This window comes from Actinoallomurus oryzae (genome assembly GCF_039541955.1).
GTDB classification, from domain to species: Bacteria; Actinomycetota; Actinomycetes; order Streptosporangiales; family Streptosporangiaceae; genus Actinoallomurus; species Actinoallomurus oryzae.
Window position 1 is genome coordinate 144,825 of the sequence record NZ_BAABHF010000035.1, and the last position, 16,257, is coordinate 161,081.

A 16,257-nucleotide genomic window follows, 5' to 3' on the forward strand; every position below is an offset into this window, starting at 1 on the left:
CTCTAGCCGACTTCCGTGCGGCCCTGCCCCGAACCGGCCCTCACCACCGACCATGGTTCACATGCGCTGGGCCCGTCGCGATCGGCGTGTCGCCGCCGGCGCTCTCCTCCTCCGGCAGTTCTCGTTCGGAAAGGCGGGAAATGGCGAAGATCGCGATTATCGGGGAACGCGGAAAAGTCCTTGAGTTCGGTCTCGCGGGGGCGATCGTCATTCCCGCCGAGGAGCCCGAGGCCGTACTCGCCGCCTGGCGGTCGCTGGGCGATGACGTCGCCGTCGTAGTGCTGACCTCGCGCGCGGCACGGACCCTGGCCGGCCGGACGGCGTCGTGGCCGCTCACGGCGGTGATGCCGCCGTGAGCAGGCCAGATTCCGGGCCCCCGCGCGGTCGCCGCCCCGGCGCGGCGGGAAGACTAGGAGACAGGCCCAGCGGGGGAATGAGGTGAGCGGGCCATGCACATGAGATCCGGGGAGTGTGAACTCAGCGGCGACATAACAGCGGTGATCTTCGGAGTGGACGGCGTGGTGATCGACAGCGCGCGTACATCGGCCGGAGCGTGGAAGACGGTGTTCGACCCCTTCCTGCGCACGTACGCGGCGAGCCACGAGACCGACTTCGTACCGTTCGACGTCCGGACCGACTTTCTGCGTTACACGCACGGCAAGCCACGGCTGGCGGGGGCACGGGACTTCCTGGCCTCCCGTGGCATCTACCTGCCCTACGACGACCTGCGGGGGCTGATGATCCGGCACGAGGAGTTCTTCCTCGGCGAGGTCCACCGGCACGGGGTGAGTCCGTTCGCCTCCACGGTCACGCTGATCCGGGAGTCCCACCGGCGCGGCATCCGCACGGCGGCGGTGTGCACGCAGCGGCACGGCACCGAGATCCTGAGAAACGCCGGCGTGGTGGACATGTTCGACATCGTCCTGGACGGCCTGCGCGCGCCGGGCACGCGGCTTCCGTTCTGCCCGGACACCGCCCTGTTCGTACGGGCCGCGCTGCGGCTGGGCGCCGAGCCGCGTCACACGGCGGTCGTCGAGGAGTCGCCGGCGGCCCTGGCGGCGGCCAAGCGCGGCGGGTTCGGCCTGGTCGTCGGCGTCGACCGCCTGGGCGGCGGAAGGCTGAGGGAACACGGCGCGGACGTCGTCGTGACGGACCTGTCCGAGCTGAGCGTCGGCCCCCGCCGCCACGCCGCCTACGCCTGAGCGGAGGAGGAACGCGGCCCGGCCGGGCCGGTGATCCGGCGTGCCCGCGTTGAACGCCGGATCACGCTGCTGACGGCCGGGGCATGCGGCTGACGGCCGCGACATACCGGTGGTACCGGTGCTGGTGACGGCTGACGGCTGACGGCCGGATGCGGGCTGACGGCCGGGGCATGCCTGTGCTGACGGTCGAAGCGTGGCGTGTGGCGGCCGGGCCGGTGCCGGGGCATCCGGCGGTCGATCAGGCTCGCCCTTTCTCCTTCTCCGCCACGTCCCCGCAGGGCACCAGCCAGCGCAGCCATTCGCGGTCGCCCTGGACGGCCAGCCGGGCGAGATGCGTGCCGTCGCCGCGCGCCTGGCTGCCGTGCGCGCGCATCGCGTACTGCTGGGCGTTGCGGGGGACCCGCAGCTCGAAGTCGATCCGCAAATCCGCGTCGCCGGTCACCGACAGCCCCGTCGTCTCCCGTACGACCTTGGCCACGTCGTGCGGCAGCGTCCAGCCGAGCACGGGAACGTTGAGCTCACGGCCCGCGTGGCAGGCCACGCACGCGGCGATGCGGTCGCCGAGGCGTCCGTCGACCGTGAGAAGCAGGTCGACGCGCCACTCACGCACCATGCGGATCACGCGTTCGGCGAGGCGGGCGACCGGCAGCCGGCGCAGCTCGGCCTCCGGATAGTCGGCCAGCATGCAGTGCGACGCCCGCAGCGCGCTCGCGGCGGCGTCGAACTCGTACGGCCGGACGGCGGTGAGCCGCTCCATGGAGTCGTTGTACGGTGACGCGTCCCCGCGGCTGATCGCGAGCACGCTCACCTGGCTGCCGTTGCGGCGGAAGGCGTCGAGCACCGCGCCGAGGTAACAGGCCTCGTCGCCCGGCCGTGCCACGACGGCCAGGACGCACTTGGCGCCCGGCAGCCGCCCGAGTGTTCCCGACGGCCACATTCCGGCATCCGCGGTCATTGGTGATGCGCCCCCTGTCTTACTCCCTTTTTCGAGCATCGCCGTACGGCGACGGCGATGTGACCGGCGAAGGTCCCCGCCCGGCGGGACCCCGGGCCCGTCCGGGACCGCCGAAGGTCAGCTCCGCGGCCGCACGACCGCCACCGAGCACGGGGCGTGCTGCAGCACGGCCGCCGCGACCGCGCCGAGGCGCAGGCCGGCGACCCCGCCGAGCCCCCGTCCGCCCACCACGATCAGCGCCGCGCAGTCCGCCGCCTCCAGGAGTGCGTGCCGCGGGGTCCGCAGCGACAGCACCGTGTCCGCGTCGACGTACGGGTACTTCTCCCGCCAGGGCGACACGGTCCGTTCGAGGCGGCCCGCGGCCATCATCCGCAGCTCGTCCGGGTCGGTGATCATCGACATCTCGGCCGAGGCGATCGCCTCGGGCTCCCAGCAGCCGAACACCGCGCGCAGCGCCAGACCCCGCAGCGCCGCCTCCTCGAAGCCGAACGCGAGCGCCGCGTCCGAGGCGGCCGAGCCGTCCACGCCCACGACGACCGGGCGGCTGCGGTCGAGCGTGCCCCGCACGACCACGACAGGGCAGTGCGCGTACGAGGGCAGCTGGACCGCGGACGAACCCGCCTCCAGCCCGGCGAAGGCGCCCGCGCCGTGAGTGCCGATCACCGCGAGTGAGGCGTTCTTGGACTGGTTGACCAGCATCGCCGGCGCCGGCCCGTCGGCGAGCCGGCCGCGTACCGGCGTACGCGGGGACGCCTCCTGGGCGATGAAGACCCCCCGGTCCAGGGTGTGCTGCGCCATCCTGCGCACCGTCTCCACCGCCTGGGGACCGGAGGGCGGGACGGGGTACGGCCAGTGCCACGCGTGGCACACGATCAGCGGCATGCGACGCAGGCGCGCCTCGTCGACGGCCCAGCGCAGGGCCCGCTCGCTCACCGCGGACCCGTCGAAGCCGACCAGCACGTACGATCCGTCGAACCGGTCCATGTCCCCTCCCCTCTTCAGCGTGGCGATGGCCGCGACACGCCAGAAGAGGCCGAAAGTCCCCCGCGACCGGCCCGCCCGGCCCTGTCCCGCCCTCACGCGCCGCACCGATACCATCGCACCCGGTAGAAGCAGGTCAGAGGCCAAAGCCCGCGACCTGCGGGACCCTCGGCCGAGTCCACGGGGACCAGCGCCCCTCCCGAGAAGGGGTCGAACCGCCTAGTCTGCGGAATAAAGGCCGTAACGGAGGTGTCTATGCGAACCTTCACGATCAAGCTGCTGGGCGTGATCCGTTACGTGCGCCCCGACGGCAACCCGTTGCGCCGTCCGGTCGACCGCACGCACGTCCGGGCAATGATCATTCTCGGCCTTCTCTTCGTCATTCTCGCGCCGCTCTCGGTGATCGTGACCGCCCGGCTGGCCGGCGGCGCGGGCCTGCGCGCCGAGCGGGTGCAGGCGCAGACCCGGCACCGGGTGGAGGCCGTGGTCGTCGACACGTCCCCGACCGGCTCCCGCGGAGTGCTGGACGAGACCGTCCGCATCGGCTGGCACGACCCGGCGGGCACCTACCACACCGCCGTCGTCCCGGCGACGGGCGGCGAGGCGATCGGCATCCATCGCACGATCTGGATCGATCACACCGGACGGCTGACCACTCATCCGCGCAAGCACTCCCAGACGGTCGCCGACAGCATCATGGCGGCGACGACCGCCCTCACGCTGCTCGCGCTGCTGTTCTCCGCCGCCCGCATGCTCATCGAGCACCGCCTGGACCGCCGCCGGCTCGAGCTGTGGGAGCGCGAGTGGGCCGCCGTGGCACCGCGCTGGACGGGCCTGCCCTGACCCGCCGCCCCGCACGGGGAGCACGGCGCGGCGTGTTCGCAAGGGACCTTGGTCCGCAGGATCTCCGACGTTCGTATCACGGTGATCCGAGGAACGCCTCCTAACGTGAGGACACAGGCCGGCGTCCGCCGGCCCGCACGGATGGCGAGGCCAGGCCATGACGATCCGGGTTTTCCTGCTCGACGACCACGAAGTGGTCCGGCGCGGTGTCGCCGCGCTGCTCGAGTCCGAATCCGACATCGAGATCGTCGGAGAGGCGGCCACCGCCGCGCACGCCATCGCCCGGATCCCCGCCGTACGGCCCGACGTCGCCGTCCTGGACGTACGGCTGCCCGACGGCGACGGGGTGAGTGTGTGCCGGGAGATCCGCTCCCGGCTGCCGGGCCTGGCGTGCCTGATGCTGACGTCGTTCTCCGACGAGGAGGCCCTGTTCGACGCGGTCATGGCCGGGGCCGCCGGGTACGTCCTGAAGCAGATCCACGGGTCGGACCTGGTCGCGGCGGTCCGTACGGTCGCCTCCGGGCAGTCGCTGCTCGACCCGCACAGCACCGCGCAGATGCTGCACCGCCTGCGCGAGCGCCAGACCCGCAAGGACCCGCTGTCCACCCTGTCCGACCAGGAGCGCCAGATCCTCGAGCTCATCGGCGAGGGGCTGACGAACCGCCAGATCGGCGAGCGGCTCTTCCTGGCCGAGAAGACCGTGAAGAACTACGTCTCGAACCTGTTCACCAAGCTCGACATGCGCCGCCGTACCCAGGCCGCGGCGTTCGTCGCCCAGCTCAAGGCCGCGGGCGACCGGTCGCGGGACGAATGATCGCCGGGGGACGCACGATCACAGCTCGCCCCGCGTCAGCTCGGTGACGGACCGGCGCACCACGTTCGCGTGGGCGATCCCCAGCCGCAGGATCATCTGCGGGTAGGCCTGGTCGCAGAACCGGGTGCGGATGAACTCCCGCAACTCCGGCAACTCCAGCGCCTGGCCGTGGAAGGCGGCCGACACCTCGTACTCGGCGGCGCAGAGCAGGATCCGCTGGAGCGCCTGCCCGGCGCGCAGCCGGTCGACGCGCGTGTCGCCGTCCGTCAGCAGGACCGCCACGACGCCCGTCGCGTCCCGGTTCTCGCTGGCGGCGCCGCCCCATCCCTGGCCGCGGGCGAAGTCACGGCCGGCGAAGTCCGCCTCCAGGTGGGCCGACTCACTCGGGCAGGTCTCCTCGGGCGCCCCGCCGGGCGGCGGGGCCAGGCGGGCCACCTCCGCGGCGTACGCCGGGTTCTGCCGCTGCACCTGCTCGGCGGCCTCGGTCAGCGCGGCGAGCGCGATCCGCGCGCGGGGATCGGCGACGATGCGCAGCGACACCTGCTCGCAGTAGGCGTGGGTGCGCAGGGCCTGGAGCAGGCCGATGGGCAGCCCGCCCGGCCGGAACCCGCCGGTGTGCGTGTGCCGGTGCCGGATCTGGGCGTACATCTGGCGCTCCTCGGCGGTGGCGGGCCGCTCGCCGCCGACGCCGACCTCGGCGATCAGGTCGGGCCGGTCCGGGTCGGGCAGTATGCGCACCTGGGGTATCCGGCCGAGATCCCGCATGGCCAGGCGCAGGGTGTAGAGCGCCGCGCCACAGCTGATCATCGTCTCGCGGCCGTCCGGATCGGCCACCTCCAGCCGGCGTTCGGGGTCGGTGTGCACGGTGACGGTCGAACCGCGGGTGCCGAACCGCCACGGCCGGGTGTCGTACACCGACGGTGCCCACACCGCAGCGTCGACGAGATGGTGCGCGATCTCGTCGGCGCGCGGCGTCTCGACGGTATCCATGTACGCTCCTGGTCCCTCCGTAGGTCTTCAGCGCACCATCCGGACACCCGGCCCGTGCAGAGACGAAGGTCCCGGTGAACGGGGACCTGCGGCACGCTCAGGCGTCACCCCGGGGTCACCGGGTGGTCCGGCCACCGCCGGACGGCACGACGGCCAGTGGGCAGTGGGCGTGGTGCAGCAGACCGTGGCTGACCGAGCCGAGGATGAGGCCGGCGAACCCGCCGCGCCCCCGCGTGCCCACCACGAGAAGGTCGCAGCGCGCGGACACTCCGGACAGGATCCGCACCGGGCGCCCGTGGACGACCTCGGTGACCACCTCCACGTCGGGGAACTTGTCCCGCCAGACCGCGAGCGCGTCGTTCAGCCGGCGCTTGTGCTCGGCGCCGATCATGTCGATGTCGTAGACCAGCGGAGTCATCCCGCCGAGGCCGACCGCGCCGGGGTCGGACCAGACGTGGACGGCTCGCAGGCGCGTCCCGCGGAGGCCGGCCTCCTCGAACGCGAAGGCCAGCGCCGGATCCCCCAGCGGCCCGTCGACGCCGACGGCGATCTCCCCGCGGTCGACGGGCTCGACGTGGCGTACGACGACGGTCGGTACGGGCGCGTGCGTGACCACCTGCAGCGCGGTCGATCCGAGCAGCAGGCCGGCGACCGAGCCCGCGCCGCGGCCGCCGATCACGACGAGCGAGGCGTCGCGCGCCCGTTCGATCAGGGCGCGGGACGCTCCCGCCGGGACCATCTCGCCGTCGACGTCGAGGTCCGGCGCACGTGCCCGCGCGGCCTCGACCGCCGCCCCGACGACCTCCTGACCCCCGGCGAGGAGCCACTCGCGCACGGACACCAGGCGCGAGTCCACGTTCCGGTCGTACAGCCAGGGCGCTACGGCGTGCACGATCCGCAGCGGTGCTCCGCGCAGGGCCGCCTCGCCGGCGGCCCAGCCGACCGCCCGCAGGCTGTCCCGCGAGCCGTCCGCGCCCACGATGATCGGATGCATGAGCGTCCCTCCCGGCCTCTGACGGCCCGGCCCCCTCACATCTCCATCTCAGGCGCGGCATCGCCGTCGTACTCAGGGCCGTAAGGTCCCACGCACGCGCCGATGGTCCCTTGGGGCGGCGTCCTCGACCGTCCATCGCGGCCACTTCTCCGGCCGGCCATGAAAGGACCATGCGAGGCCAACACCCGCGTCATCCCGGCGGTTCGGATCCGGTGACCGCCGATCACCGCCGCCGGCCCGGTGACCCGCCGCCACCAGGGCGTTTCCGCGCTTAAAGCGGCCCCGACATACCACTCCAATAGTGGTCAAGTTGTGGCATACAACCCCCAGTCAGTATTGCCCCTGACGAACCGGACATGTGATGTTGAATTAGGCGATGGAGCCACAAATGGCACAAATTGCCTGGTGTGACAATGACCCGTCATGCCGTCGGTACCAACCAGGGAGGTAGTTTCCATGGCGATTTCGAAGCGACTCGCGGTAGCCATCTCCGGTGCGGCCTTCGCGGGCGCGGCCGCACTGACGATGGGTGCGGCGACCCCCGCCGGCGCGGCCACGATGAGCGCCCCGGCGACCGCTCAGCATCTCGGCAGCCTCGCCGCGTGGGGATGGGGTTGCGGCTGGGACTGCTGCGACGACTGCGACTGGGACTGCTGGGACTGGTGCTGACGGTCTGACCGCACCCGCCCGGTGACCGACCGGAGGGGCCTCGCCCCGACCAGCGCGAGGCCCCCAACCCCCCACCGGTACCGATCCACGACCGCCGCCTCACCTCGGACCACGGCCCTCACGCTCCGGTCCGCCGTCCCGGGGCCGGATCACCGGCCCCGGGACGGCCATGTGCGGAGCGCCGTCCGATCGCCCCGGCGGTCCCGGGGCAGGCGCCCTTCGAGTCGGAAGGCGCCGACTTCATGCGGTACGGCTCTCCGTCTTGATCAGGAGGCGGCTCGCTCGGTGAACAGGCCGGGAACCTCGCGGCGGGCGGCCGCCGCGGCGGCGTCGTCCGCCTCCCGGCGGGCGCGTCGCTCCGCCTCGACCTGCCGCAAGTAGTGGTCCGTCTCGCGTTTCACCGTCTCGTCGTCCCAGCCGAGGACCGGCGCGATGAGCCCGGCGATCTCCGGCGCGGCGGCGGTGCCCTGGTCCCACTCCTCGATCGCGGCCCGGGTCCGCCGCCGGAGCACGTCCTCCAGGTGCAGGGCTCCCTCGTGCGACGCCGCGTACACGGCCTCGGCCTTCAGATAGTCCCGGGCGGCGGTGATCGGCTCGCCGAGCGACGGATCCCGCTCGATCAGCTCCAGAATCTCGTGAACGCATGAGCCATACCGGTTCAGCAGGTGCTCGATGCGGGCGACGTGCAGGCCGCTGCGCCGGGCGAGCCGGTGGCGTTCGTTCCACAGCACCTCGTACCCGACCGCGCCGGTGAGCGGCACGCGGCCCGTCACGGAGGAGGGCACGGTGGTGGGCAGATCCGCGGCCGCGGCGTCGACCGCGTCCTCGGCCATCACCCGGTAGGTGGTGAACTTGCCGCCGGCGATCACGGTGAGCCCGGGCACCGGCTGGGCGACGCTGTGCTCGCGGGACAGCTTGGCCGTGTCGTCCGCGCCGCCGGACAGCAGCGGGCGCAACCCGGCGTACACCGCCTCGATGTCGTCGGGGCTCAGCGGGGTCCGCAGCACGGCGTTGACGTGGTCGAGCAGGTAGTCGACGTCGGCCTGGCTCGCGGCCGGCTCGTCCTTGTCCAGGTCCCAGGCAGTGTCGGTGGTCCCGATGATCCAGTGGCGGCCCCACGGGATCACGAACAGCACGCTCTTCTCGGTGCGCAGGATCAGGCCGGTGTCCAGCCGGATCCGGTCGCGTGGCACCAGGAAGTGGACGCCCTTGGAGGCCTTCACCGCGGGGCCTCCGCGGGCGTTCGCCAGCCGGCCCGCCTCGTCGGTCCAGACGCCGGTCGCGTTGATGACGTGCCGGGCCCGGACCTGGATCTCCTGGTCGTTCTCCAGGTCGTGGACTCGCGCGCCGACGACGCGGTCCGCCTCCCGCAGGAAGCCGACGGCCTTGGCCCGGGTCACCACGGTGGCGCCGTAGCCGGCGGCCGTACGCGCCAGGGTCATGGTGAAGCGCGCGTCGTCGACCTGGGCGTCGAAGTACTGGATCGCGCCGACGAACGCGTCGCCGCGCAGCGCCGGCGCCACCCGCAGGGCGTGGCGGTGGCTCAGGTGGCGGTGGCGGGGCACCGCCCCGGCGCCGCCCATCGTGTCGTACAGGCCGATGCCCGCGCCGACGTAGAACCGCTCCCACATCCGGTGCTTGAGCGGGTACAGGAACGGCACGGGGTGGACGAGGTGGGGCGCGATCCTCGTCAGCAGCAGGGCGCGCTCCCGAAGCGCCTCGCGTACGAGATGGAAGTCGCGCTGCTCCAGGTAGCGCAGGCCACCGTGGATCAGTTTGCTGGAGCGGCTGGAGGTGCCGGCCGCCCAGTCCGCGGCCTCGACCAGCGCCACGGACAGGCCGCGCGACACGGCGTCGAGCGCTGCGCCCGCGCCCACCACGCCGCCGCCCACGACCAGCACGTCGAACTCTTGGTCCGCCAGCTCGCGCACGGCGCGTGCGCGATCCGCCGGTCCCAGGGATGCGGGTTTCATCGTCGGGCTCCTCGAAGTCGTTGTGAAAAGCGGGGCGCCACGCGACGCCCCGCCCCGAACGGTTCAGTCCACGTCGACCCAGTCGAGGGTGCGGTCGACCGCCTTCTTCCAGCCGGCGTAGCCGGTGGCGCGCTGGTCGTCGCTCCACCGCGGCTCCCAGCGCCTGTCCTCGTTCCAGTTCTGCTTGAGCTCTTCGGTGTCGCGCCAGAACCCGGTCGCCAGGCCCGCCGCGTACGCCGCGCCGAGCGCCGTGGTCTCGGCGACCACCGGCTTGGACACCGGCACGCCGAGGATGTCGGCCTGCAGCTCCATGCACAGCTCGTTCGCGGTCACGCCGCCGTCGACGCGCAGCACGTCGAGGGCGACGCCGGAGTCCTGCCGCATCGCCTCGACGACGTCGCGGGTCTGGTAGCAGATCGACTCGAGCGTGGCCCGCGCCAGGTGCGCGTTGGTGTTGTAGCGGGACAGGCCGACGATGGCGCCGCGGGCGTCGGACCGCCAGTACGGGGCGAACAGGCCGGAGAACGCGGGCACGAAGTAGACGCCGCCGTTGTCCTCGACCTGCCGGGCGAGCGTCTCGCTCTGCGACGCGCCGGAGATGATGCCGAGCTGGTCGCGCAGCCACTGCACCGCCGACCCGGTCACCGCGATCGAGCCCTCCAGGGCGTAGACCGGGGCGTCCGAGCCGAACTGGTAGCAGACCGTGGTCAGCAGCCCGCTCTTGGAGCGCACCAGCTCGTTGCCGGTGTTGAGCAGCAGGAAGTTGCCGGTGCCGTAGGTGTTCTTGGCCTCGCCGACGCCGAAGCAGACCTGCCCGACCGTCGCCGCCTGCTGGTCGCCCAGGTCGCCGGACAGCGGCACCTCGCCGCCGAACGGGCCGTTCGCCAGGGTCTTGCCGTAGAAATCCGGGTTGGACGACGGCTTGATCTCCGGCAGCATCGAGCGCGGGACGCCGAAGAACGACAGGAGTTCGTCGTCCCAGTCGAGCGTCTCCAGGTTCATCAGCATCGTGCGGCTGGCGTTGGTCGGGTCGGTGACGTGCACGCCGCCGTTCACCCCGCCGGTGAGGTTCCACAGCAGCCACGTGTCGGTGTTGCCGAAGATCGCGTCGCCGGCCTCGGCCGCCTCGCGTACGCCGTCGACGTTCTCCAGGATCCACTGGATCTTGCCGCCGGAGAAGTACGTGGCCGGCGGGAGCCCGGCCTTGTTGCGGATGACGTCGCCCCGGCCGTCGCGGTCGAGCGCGGAGGCGATGCGGTCCGTACGGGTGTCCTGCCAGACGATCGCGTTGTAGTAGGGACGCCCGGTGCGGCGGTTCCACACGACGGCGGTCTCGCGCTGGTTGGTGATGCCGACCGCGGCCAGGTCCGCGGCGGTGAGGTCGGTCTTGTGGAGCGCGGTCTCGATCACCGAGCGGGTGCGCTCCCAGATCTCGACGGGGTTGTGCTCCACCCAGCCCGGCTGGGGCAGGATCTGCTCGTGCTCGAGCTGGTGCTTGCCCACCTCGTTGCCCGAGTGATCGAAGATCATGAAACGCGTGCTCGTGGTGCCCTGGTCAACGGCTCCGACGAAGTCGGCCATGGAAGGTCGCCTTTCTTCTGCTGGGGGAACTCAGGCGTGCTCGAGTTCCGGGTCGTTCGGGGTACGCCCGGGCTCCTCCGGACCCTCGACGGGAAGGAACCGCCCGACCAGCACCTTGTACAGGCCCGCGCCGACCACGGCGCCGATGATCGGGCCGACGATGGGCACCCAGAAGTACAGGTCGCCGTACTGGTCGCGGAACGCGCCGCCGTACCCGGTGAAGAACGAGGCCAGCCGCGGTCCGAAGTCACGCGCCGGGTTGATCGCGTAGCCCGCGTCCGTGCCGAAGGCCATGCCGATCGCCACCACGATCAGGCCGATGATGAACGGTGCCAGGTTGGCGGCGGGCGCGGTGTTGCGCAGGTCGGTCACGGCGAGGATCAGGAACAGCAGGATCGCGGTGCCGATCACCTGGTCGCGGAAGGCGCCCCAGGTGTGCACGGGAAGCGCGCCGTTGCCCGGCAGGGTGGAGAAGACGAACTGGCTCTTGATCGTGTGCCCCGGGTCGAACTTGGCGAGCACCTCGGTGTAGTTCCACCGCACGATCAGCGCGGCCAGGAAGGCCCCCAGGAACTGGGCGATCGAGTAGGGCACCACCTTGCGCCAGGAGAAGCCCTGGAACACGGCCAGCGCGACGGTGACGGCGGGATTCAGGTGGGCGCCGCTGATCCGCGCCGCGACGTACACGCCGAACGTGACGCCGAGCCCCCACGCCCACGCGATGCTGTTGTGATCGCCCAGGCCGGTGGTGGCCACGACCTGCGCGACGACGCCGACCCCGAACAAGATGAGGATCAGCGTCCCCGCGAATTCCGCGGCCAGCTCACCGGCCAGCCCATGATTCTTCAGTCGCTCTGCCACGTCTCCTCCTTGAATACGACACCCGGTCCGGGCGTCACGAGGCACCGTGCGTGAAGGACGGGGCTCCCGGCCGGGACCACGCCTCTCACGGCTGACCGGACGGTAGGTCGGCGCGGGCGGAGGGTCAACAGACACGTGCCGACATTGTCGAACGGCACCCTGCGTTGCCAGCTCCGGTCGGTCTCCGAGGGTGTTTCGAGGTGACGTGGGTCACTACGAGGGGCGTTCGAGCGATTACAGAGCCTGGACAATGTCGACATTGTCGAATATGTGACGACATGGCGTATCATCCGCCTCGTGCCCGGTCCGGTTCAGTCGATAGAGCGCGCGGCGGCGATCCTGCGCCTGCTCGCGCGCGGCTCCGGCCGGCTCGGGGTGAGTGAGATCGCGGGCTCGCTCGGCCTGGCCCGCGGCACCGCTCACGGCATCCTGCGCACCCTCCAGGGCGTCGGCTTCGTCGAGCAGGACGAGGAGACCGGCAAGTACCGGCTCGGCGCCGCGCTGCTGCACCTGGGCACGAGCTACCTCGATGTGAACGAGCTGCGGTCCCGCGCGATCAACTGGGCGGACGCGCTCGCGGCGCGCAGCGGCGAGGCCGTGCGTATCGGCACGCCGCTCGACGGCAAGGTGCTCGTCGTCCACCACGTCTTCCGGCCCGACGACACCCTGCAGACCCTCGACGTCGGCGCGCTCCTGCCCGCCCACGCGACGGCGCTGGGCAAGGTGCTGCTGGCCTACGGGGCGGCTGCCACACTGCACGGCGAGCTCGAACCGTTCACCCGGCGTACCACGACCGTTCCCCGCGAGCTCGCCCGCATGCTGGCCGAGGTCCGTGACATGGGATGGGCCGCCGAAGTGGAGGAGATGACGGTCGGGGAGGCGGGCGTCGCCGCTCCCATCCGAGGTCAGGGAGGCCTGGTCGTCGGCGCCATGGGCATCACCGGCGCGGTCGAACGGATCTGTGGCCCCGGGGGACGGCCGAAACCGACGCTGGTGACCGGCGTACGCGACGCCGCGCGCGCGGTCTCCCGAGATCTCGGGGCCTCCCGCTGGTGAGGCCCGTGGAGGTGGGGACGCGATGGTAGAGCGCTACGTGATGGCGGTCGACCAGGGTACGACGTCCACGCGATGCATCCTCTTCGACCACGGCGGGCGCCTGGTGTCGGTGACGCAGCGCGAGCACAAGCAGCACTTTCCCCGGCCCGGCTGGGTCGAGCACGACGCGATGGAGATCTGGCGCAACCTCGAACGGATCGCCCCGGAGGCGGTCGCGCAGGCGGGGGCGACCCCCGACCAGGTCGCCGCCCTGGGCATCGCCAACCAGCGCGAGACCACGGTGATGTGGGACCGGCACACCGGCCGGCCGATCGGCCATGCGATCGTGTGGCAGGACACGCGCACCGACCGCCTCGTCGACGAGCTGGCCGCGCACCCGCGGGCCGACATCGTCCGCGAGCGCTGCGGGCTGCCCCTGGCGACCTACTTCTCCGCCCCGCGCATCCGCTGGATGCTCGACAACCGGCCCGGCCTGCGCGAACGCGCCGAACGCGGCGACGTGCTCTTCGGGACGATGGAGAGCTGGCTGATCTGGAACCTCACCGGCGGTCCCGACGGCGGCCTGCACGTCACCGACGTCACCAACGCGAGCCGCACGCTCCTGATGAACCTCACGACGCTCGACTGGGACGACGAGCTGCTGGACTTCTTCGGCGTGCCGCGGGCGATGCTGCCGCGGATCCGGCCCTCGACCGAGACGTACGGCCCGGCGCGGCGCGTGCTGCCCGGCGTGCGCATCGCCGCCGCGCTCGGCGACCAGCAGGCGGCGCTGTTCGGGCAGACCTGCTTCGCCCCCGGCGAGGCCAAGTGCACGTACGGCACGGGCGCGTTCCTGCTGCTCAACACCGGCAACGAGCCGGTCCGCTCGGCGCACGGCCTGCTCACGACGGTGGGGTACCAGATCGGCTCGGAGCCGGCCGTCTACGCGCTCGAGGGGTCCATCGCGATCACCGGCGCGCTCGTGCAGTGGTTCCGCGACGGGCTCGGCATCATCGGCAGCGCCCCGGAGATCGAGACGCTGGCGCGCACGGTGGACGACAACGGCGGCTGCTACATCGTGCCCGCCTTCTCCGGGCTGTTCACGCCGTACTGGCGCAGCGAGGCCCGCGGCATCATCGTCGGCCTGACCTCCTACATCACCAAGGGGCACCTGGCCCGGGCGGTGCTGGAGGCCACCGGCTGGCAGACCCGCGAGGTGGTCGACGCGATGAACGCCGACTCCGGCCTGGCGCTCAAGGCGCTCAAGGTGGACGGCGGCATGACCGCCGACAACCTGCTCATGCAGTTCATCTCCGACGTCCTCAACGTGCCGGTGATCCGGCCGATGGCCGCCGAGACCGTCTCGCTCGGCGCCGCGTACGCCGCCGGGCTCGCGGTCGGCTACTGGCCCGACCTGGAGGGGCTGCGACGCAACTGGCACCGTGCCGCCCAGTGGCTCCCGGCGATGGACCCCGCGCGGCGCGAGGTGGAGTACGACAACTGGCACCGGGCCGTGGAACGCACCTTCGACTGGATCAAGCCGGAGAGCTGACGGAATCGCGGACGCCGGCGAACGCGGTCACCGGCCGGCGGCCCGGCCCTTCCAGTCGAGGCAGAGCACGACCGCGTCGTCGGCGAGTTCGGCCCCGCGATGGTAGTCGAGCAGGCCGCGGGTGAGCGTGCGCACCGCCTCCGACGGGCTCTGCAGCTGTGTCTGGCGCAGCGCGGCGGCCAGCGCCGAGGCCCCGTACGCCTCACCGCGCGGCGAGCGGGCGGTGTGGAAGCCGTCGCTGAAGATGACGAGGCGGTCGCCGCTCTCGACGGCGAACTCCTGCTCGGTGTAGCGCGTGTCGTCGAACATGCCGAGGGGAAGCTGCGCCTCCAGCCCGACCGGCTCGACCGTGCCGTTCCGCATCCGGAAGATCTTCGGTGACCCGGCGTCGACGGCGCCGACCCGGCCCGTCGCCACGTCGAACCGCAGCAGGAGCGTGGAGACGTGCCACCGCCCGTGGTGCTGGTTGAAGATCGTCTCGTTGGCGAGCGTCGCCTGGTCGACGAGGTCGGCCCCGGACCGGCGGGCGTTGCGCAGGGCGCCGACGGCCAGCTGCGTCAGCAGCGCCGCCTCCGCGCCCCGTCCCATGCCGTTGGTCACGGACACGGTCAGGTGCTCGGCCGCGGTCGACCAGTCGAAGTTGTCGCCCCAGATCGCGTAGGCGGGCTCGAGCTGCCCGGCGAGGTGGTACTCGTCGGTGACGCACGAACGTCCGGGCAGCAGCTCCCACTGGATCTCCGCGGCGAGGGTGAGCCGGGTGCGCCGCCGGGCACGCCGGAAGACGTCGGTGCCCGCGTCGGCGATCTTCAGCGCGCGGGCCACCACGCCGGCGACCGCGCACAGCTCCTCGCGCGTCGCGGTGTCCGGTTCGCCCGGCAGGGCGACCGTGAGGACGCCGCTGCGGTCGCCCCACACCGCGAGCGGCAGGTGGAGGTCCCAGGCGCCGCCGTCCTCGGACTTGGCCGTCACCGGCTCCTGCGCGGCGAACGCGCGCCCGGCGGACGTGCCGTCCATGGGGAACGCCGGCCGCCCGGAGACCACGGGGACGAGGAAGTCGAGCCGGTAGTCCGCGAGGAGCAGGTCCACGGAGGCCGCTCCGTAGGCCTGTTCGATCACGGTCGCCACGGTCCCCGCCAAGGCGTGTGGCTGCGCCTCCCAGATGGCGCGTTCGACGGTGCTCAGCTGGTCTTTGGACATGATCTCGTCTCGGTCGGTCGGGCGCACGCGCGCGGGGGCAGGTGTCTCGTGCGGCGCATGAGGAGTGACTGCACACGCGCGATGGGTGACAGGCGGGGTATGGTGGCGGATGTGGGTGATTCATCGCAGCTGTCACAAAGCGCTGCTGCGATCGATCTTGCGGCCGAGGCGCTCGTCCGGATCTGGACCGGTCCGCAGAACGCGCCCGGGGTGCCGGTGCCAGCGACCCAGCTGCGTGTTCTCTTCGTCGTGGAGCAGAGCGGGGCCATCAATCTCAGTGGCCTGGCGAACGAGCTCGGCGCGCTCCTGTCGTCGGCCAGCAGGCTGTGTGACCGCCTGGAGGCCGCCGGGCTGATTGTACGTGAGTCCGGCCAGCAGTCCCGGCGGGAGATCGCGATCCGGCTGAGCCCCGACGGCGAGGCGCTCCTCGATCGCGTACGCCGCGAGCGGCAGGAGCAGATCACCAAGGTCCTCGCGCAGATGCCCGTGGGCGCCCGCCAGGCGCTGCTCACCGGCCTCACCGAGTTCCAGAACGCCGCCGGCGCGCAGTCGCGGCCCGGCACGCCCGGCTCGGAGCAGTCCTTCTCGATGCCCGCCTGACCGCGCCGGC

General features: G+C 72.1%; 16 protein-coding genes. 8 read left to right on the plus strand and 8 right to left on the minus strand.

Going from position 1 to position 16,257, the window contains the following annotated elements; all coding sequences use genetic code 11:
• Positions 1-140: 140 nt before the first annotated feature.
• Both ABEA10_RS29225 and ABEA10_RS29230 read left to right on the plus strand, forming a co-directional pair.
• Complete coding sequence (locus ABEA10_RS29225; protein ID WP_329241012.1) at positions 141-356, plus strand: V-type ATP synthase subunit F; 216 nt, start codon at positions 141-143, stop codon at positions 354-356.
• A 93-nt stretch (positions 357-449) separates the two neighbouring features.
• The gene (locus tag ABEA10_RS29230) at positions 450-1,202 is read left to right on the plus strand and encodes an HAD family hydrolase (RefSeq protein WP_345469329.1); all 753 of its coding nucleotides are present in this window, start codon (positions 450-452) and stop codon (positions 1,200-1,202) included.
• Between the two features lie 238 nt (positions 1,203-1,440).
• Here the strand turns inward: ABEA10_RS29230 and ABEA10_RS29235 are convergent, their stop codons facing one another.
• Positions 1,441-2,157 carry a PIG-L family deacetylase gene (locus ABEA10_RS29235; RefSeq protein WP_345469331.1) on the minus strand — a complete coding sequence of 239 codons (717 nt, stop codon included), beginning with the start codon at positions 2,155-2,157 and terminating at the stop codon, positions 1,441-1,443.
• A 117-nt stretch (positions 2,158-2,274) separates the two neighbouring features.
• Complete coding sequence (locus ABEA10_RS29240) at positions 2,275-3,141, minus strand: universal stress protein (RefSeq protein WP_345469332.1); 867 nt, start codon at positions 3,139-3,141, stop codon at positions 2,275-2,277.
• Between the two features lie 252 nt (positions 3,142-3,393).
• Between ABEA10_RS29240 and ABEA10_RS29245 the strand changes: the two genes are divergently transcribed.
• Together ABEA10_RS29245 and ABEA10_RS29250 are read left to right on the plus strand one after the other, a co-directional pair.
• Positions 3,394-3,981: an Rv1733c family protein gene (locus ABEA10_RS29245; protein WP_345469334.1), complete on the plus strand. Its 588-nt coding sequence runs from the start codon at positions 3,394-3,396 to the stop codon at positions 3,979-3,981.
• A gap of 157 nt (positions 3,982-4,138) precedes the next feature.
• The gene (locus tag ABEA10_RS29250) at positions 4,139-4,795 is read left to right on the plus strand and encodes a response regulator (RefSeq protein WP_285580394.1); all 657 of its coding nucleotides are present in this window, start codon (positions 4,139-4,141) and stop codon (positions 4,793-4,795) included.
• Between the two features lie 18 nt (positions 4,796-4,813).
• Here the strand turns inward: ABEA10_RS29250 and ABEA10_RS29255 are convergent, their stop codons facing one another.
• A complete protein-coding gene (locus tag ABEA10_RS29255) occupies positions 4,814-5,785 on the minus strand; it encodes an Acg family FMN-binding oxidoreductase (protein ID WP_345469338.1) in 972 nt (323 codons plus the stop codon).
• 115 nt (positions 5,786-5,900) lie between these two features.
• Positions 5,901-6,779: a universal stress protein gene (locus ABEA10_RS29260; RefSeq protein WP_345469340.1), complete on the minus strand. Its 879-nt coding sequence runs from the start codon at positions 6,777-6,779 to the stop codon at positions 5,901-5,903.
• A gap of 456 nt (positions 6,780-7,235) precedes the next feature.
• Between ABEA10_RS29260 and ABEA10_RS29265 the strand changes: the two genes are divergently transcribed.
• Entirely contained in the window at positions 7,236-7,448 is a 213-nt protein-coding gene (locus tag ABEA10_RS29265) for a hypothetical protein (protein WP_329241034.1), read from the plus strand.
• A 266-nt stretch (positions 7,449-7,714) separates the two neighbouring features.
• Here the strand turns inward: ABEA10_RS29265 and ABEA10_RS29270 are convergent, their stop codons facing one another.
• The 3 genes from ABEA10_RS29270 to ABEA10_RS29280 form a co-directional block, all read right to left on the minus strand.
• Positions 7,715-9,421, minus strand: a complete 1,707-nt coding sequence (locus tag ABEA10_RS29270; RefSeq protein ID WP_345469343.1) for a glycerol-3-phosphate dehydrogenase/oxidase — start codon at positions 9,419-9,421, stop codon at positions 7,715-7,717.
• Positions 9,422-9,484: 63 nt separating this feature from the next.
• Positions 9,485-11,002, minus strand: a complete 1,518-nt coding sequence (gene glpK / locus ABEA10_RS29275) for a glycerol kinase GlpK (RefSeq protein ID WP_345469345.1) — start codon at positions 11,000-11,002, stop codon at positions 9,485-9,487.
• 30 nt (positions 11,003-11,032) lie between these two features.
• Entirely contained in the window at positions 11,033-11,863 is an 831-nt protein-coding gene (locus ABEA10_RS29280) for an MIP/aquaporin family protein (RefSeq protein WP_345469347.1), read from the minus strand.
• 297 nt (positions 11,864-12,160) lie between these two features.
• Here ABEA10_RS29280 and ABEA10_RS29285 point away from each other — a divergent pair, with 297 nt between their 5' ends.
• Together ABEA10_RS29285 and glpK (ABEA10_RS29290) are read left to right on the plus strand one after the other, a co-directional pair.
• Positions 12,161-12,919: an IclR family transcriptional regulator gene (locus tag ABEA10_RS29285; RefSeq protein WP_345469349.1), complete on the plus strand. Its 759-nt coding sequence runs from the start codon at positions 12,161-12,163 to the stop codon at positions 12,917-12,919.
• Between the two features lie 22 nt (positions 12,920-12,941).
• Positions 12,942-14,450: a glycerol kinase GlpK gene (gene glpK / locus ABEA10_RS29290; protein WP_345469351.1), complete on the plus strand. Its 1,509-nt coding sequence runs from the start codon at positions 12,942-12,944 to the stop codon at positions 14,448-14,450.
• 27 nt (positions 14,451-14,477) lie between these two features.
• Here the strand turns inward: glpK (ABEA10_RS29290) and ABEA10_RS29295 are convergent, their stop codons facing one another.
• The gene (locus ABEA10_RS29295) at positions 14,478-15,647 is read right to left on the minus strand and encodes a PP2C family protein-serine/threonine phosphatase (protein ID WP_345469352.1); all 1,170 of its coding nucleotides are present in this window, start codon (positions 15,645-15,647) and stop codon (positions 14,478-14,480) included.
• A gap of 111 nt (positions 15,648-15,758) precedes the next feature.
• On the opposite strand from ABEA10_RS29295, the gene ABEA10_RS29300 reads away from it, so the two are divergent.
• Complete coding sequence (locus tag ABEA10_RS29300; RefSeq protein ID WP_345469354.1) at positions 15,759-16,247, plus strand: MarR family winged helix-turn-helix transcriptional regulator; 489 nt, start codon at positions 15,759-15,761, stop codon at positions 16,245-16,247.
• The last annotated feature ends 10 nt before the right edge of the window (positions 16,248-16,257 follow it).